This is a genomic window from Vibrio sp. (genome assembly GCF_047973365.1).
In the GTDB taxonomy this organism is placed as follows: Bacteria; Pseudomonadota; Gammaproteobacteria; order Enterobacterales; family Vibrionaceae; genus Vibrio.
Map to the genome: position 1 here is coordinate 1 of NZ_JBKEBW010000005.1, position 3,146 is coordinate 3,146.

The 3,146-nt window shown below is 42.9% G+C and carries 2 protein-coding genes; one reads left to right on the forward strand and one right to left on the reverse strand.

Going from position 1 to position 3,146, the window contains the following annotated elements; translation table 11 throughout:
- Positions 1-524 precede the first annotated feature (524 nt).
- Positions 525-1,526 carry a Fic family protein gene (locus tag ACK5MF_RS01015; protein WP_416918520.1) on the reverse strand — a complete coding sequence of 334 codons (1,002 nt, stop codon included), beginning with the start codon at positions 1,524-1,526 and terminating at the stop codon, positions 525-527.
- Between the two features lie 274 nt (positions 1,527-1,800).
- On the opposite strand from ACK5MF_RS01015, the gene ylqF reads away from it, so the two are divergent.
- Positions 1,801-2,745, forward strand: a complete 945-nt coding sequence (ylqF, locus tag ACK5MF_RS01020; protein ID WP_416918522.1) for a ribosome biogenesis GTPase YlqF — start codon at positions 1,801-1,803, stop codon at positions 2,743-2,745.
- Positions 2,746-3,146: the final 401 nt, after the last annotated feature.

Here is a 3,146-nt window from a genome sequence, read left to right on the forward strand (position 1 = left end):
ATATCCCACCCTCAATCACAGTATTGGTCTGACTAAGTATTGGGCTTTGCGCTATTTTGGACGCTTACCCACCAGTACCGCCGAAACAGATTACGGTTAGTTGTGTACATCTAACTTCCTATGGCTTCCTTCAGACCCCACCGTTAGCCCGTGACGCCCTTGCCATTCGGATTGTCTTCCCCTTAGTCAGGGTGACTCCACTTTCTTTCAAGTGGACGGGTTTGCCAGCTTTGCTGGGCAAACAAAAAAGCACGCTCTACGGCGTGCTTAATCATTTGTAATTTATTAGTATATGAACCTTCAACTAAAAGGCATTTGTTCCTTTTTTGACTCATTACGCAACCTCCGGCTTTTCATCTAAACCGAACGCTTCTTCCAGTAGTTGTTTTTGTGCGTCATCGTTAGCACCAAGTGTATTCATTTACATCTTGTAAAAATTCAAAATTTGACGCAGCCATGTAGATTCCTAAGCCAACAAAAACAACGTTCGACTTTATACCATGCCGTGCATATGGTACAGCGTTTCAGTCACAATATGGTCCTTTAATTAACTGCCAATACCCACCTTTCTTAGGCCCCATATAAGTTAATTTACTTTGCTGTTTTAACTTTGCTACCGCACGTTCTACAGTGCTTGGTGAGAGTCCAAGATGATTAGCAACCTCGGCAAGTGTTAATGAAGAATTTTCAGATAATAGTGCCAGTATTTTATCTGGCGTTTTTACCCGCGTTTCTACCTTCATTTCTACCCGCATTTTTCCCGAATTGGTATCAACAGCTTCTTTCAGTGACGTAACTAACGCTTGCAATAAAAACTCAATAAACTGTGAACAATCCGTTTGCTGATCAGCTTGACGAAAGGCTTGATAGTACTCATTTTGAAGAGCTTTAATCACCGTTTCTACTGGCAAATATGCTAATAGAGGCTGCCATTCGCTCAATATCAATGTTTGCCATAGACGTCCCATTCGCCCATTACCATCACTAAATGGATGAATAAATTCAAACTCATAGTGAAACGCCGCCGAAGCAATCAACGGATGAGCATCTGTTGACTCTAACCATTCAAATAGTTGCTTCATCAAACGAGGAATTTGATTCGCAGGTGGAGCCATATGAACAAGTTGTTCACCTCGGTATATACCTGCGCCACCAGAACGCCATTGACCAGCATCATTGAGCAGCCCTTGCATTAGTAAGCGATGAGCTAAAAGCAAGTCATTAACTTTTGTCTTTGACCAGTTCGGCATTTTAGCGTATGTAGCTAATGCATTATGTACTTCCTGAATCTCTTTGGGATGACCTAGCACTGACTTACCTTCAATAACCGCCGTTACCTGCTCTAAGGTTAACGTGTTTTGCTCAATGGCAAGTGATGCCTGAATGGTTCGAATACGGTTTTCCCTGCGCAATTGTGGCATTAGACTATTACTGTTTACCGCCGTCCAATTACCAATAGATTCAGAGATCTCAGAAACCAACTTCATCATATTATGTGTCAATTGAAATGGAGGGGAATAAGACATTGTTTGATCCGTTAAACATCTAATTTAATCGCTACTGGATTTGATTCTACTCAAGTATCAAAACAAAACCACTGTTTACCCGTGGTTTATACTCAAACTACTTGAAGTTGCAGGTTGACGACAAGTGAGTGAATCACAATAACGGATGAATTGGATACACATAGCATTCTCGCGTACAATAGCCGCCATTCAAATTAACCGATGATCATCTGACTTCTTAGATTTGCCATACAGCAACGTACATTTCAGATGAAGACTAAGGCAATAAATTCAAATGGTTAACAATAACATCCAATGGTTTCCAGGCCATATGCATAAAGCGCGCAAGGAGATCGAAGAAGTCATCCCACAAGTTGATGTAATTATCGAGGTGTTGGATGCGCGGATTCCTTTCAGTAGCGAAAACCCGATTATTTCGAAACTTCGCAAAGAAAAGCCTTGTGTAAAAGTGCTGAACAAGCGCGATTTGGCTGATCCTGAAATGACTCAGCTTTGGATTGAGCACTTGGAAAAAGAGCAAGGCGTTAAAGCGATTGCGATTACCACTTCGAACCAACAAGAAGTAATGCAGATCATGGAACTGTGCCGCAAGTTAGCGCCAAACCGTGAAACATTAGGCAAGAACGTGCGTACCATGATTATGGGTATTCCAAACGTGGGTAAATCAACCATTATCAACTGTTTAGCGGGGCGTGCGATTGCGCAAACGGGTAACCAGCCGGCGGTTACTCGCCGTCAGCAACGTATTAATCTGCAAAACGGTATTGTGCTTTCCGATACGCCGGGGATCTTATGGCCGAAAGTGGAAAATCCACACAGTGGTTTCCGTTTAGCGGCAACAGGCGCAATCAAAGATACCGCGATGGAATATGAAGAAGTGGCGTTCTACACCGTAGAATACCTTGCTGAGCGTTACCAAGATCTATTGAAAGCACGTTACAACATAGACGAATCACCAGAATCTGATCTTGAATGGATGGAAGAGATTGGTCGTAAACGTGGTGCACTGCGTGCTGGTGGTCGTGTTGATCTACACAAAGCCTCTGAAATTCTGTTGCATGAACTACGCCAGGGCATTATCGGGCAAATTACTCTTGAGCACCCTGAAATGATTACTCAAGAGCTGATTGAAGTCGAAGTCGAAGAAGCGCGTAAAGCGGAAGAGAAAGCAAAAAACAAAGAAGAGCGCCGTAAACGTTATCTGCGTAATAAGCGCTAATACCATCCTGAATAAAAATATGATCAGATTGGACATCGTTGGAGCAGCAAATGGCTATCAAATGCAAACACGCCCTTATTTTTATAAGAGCGGCCTTCCATGGGGCTCCGCCGAGCCATCCATGGCTCGGAGGGTTTGCTTATCGACACCCATTCACTGATCAGAAAGTTTTCCAGAATGCTATAAGACTGACATACTGTATTAAGCGACAAAAGGGCGGCTGTTATGTCTAATGCCAATCAGTTAAGAGAATCCTCGTTCCCATGCTCTGAAGTGACCCCCAATAGTTGGACAACCAATTATTGGGGGTCTTTTATTTATGTCCAAATACAGTCGCGAGTTAAAGTTCAAAGTAGCTAAAAAGTATCTTGATGGCTCCACTCCTCGAGAGCTCGCTGAAA

What these genes read in the sequence shown, in the direction of transcription:
- ylqF (WP_416918522.1), top strand. Translation starts at nt 1,801, where the DNA reads ATGGTTAACAATAACATCCAATGGTTTCCAGGCCATATGCATAAAGCG.
- ACK5MF_RS01015 (WP_416918520.1), bottom strand. Translation starts at nt 1,526, where the DNA reads ATGTCTTATTCCCCTCCATTTCAATTGACACATAATATGATGAAGTTG.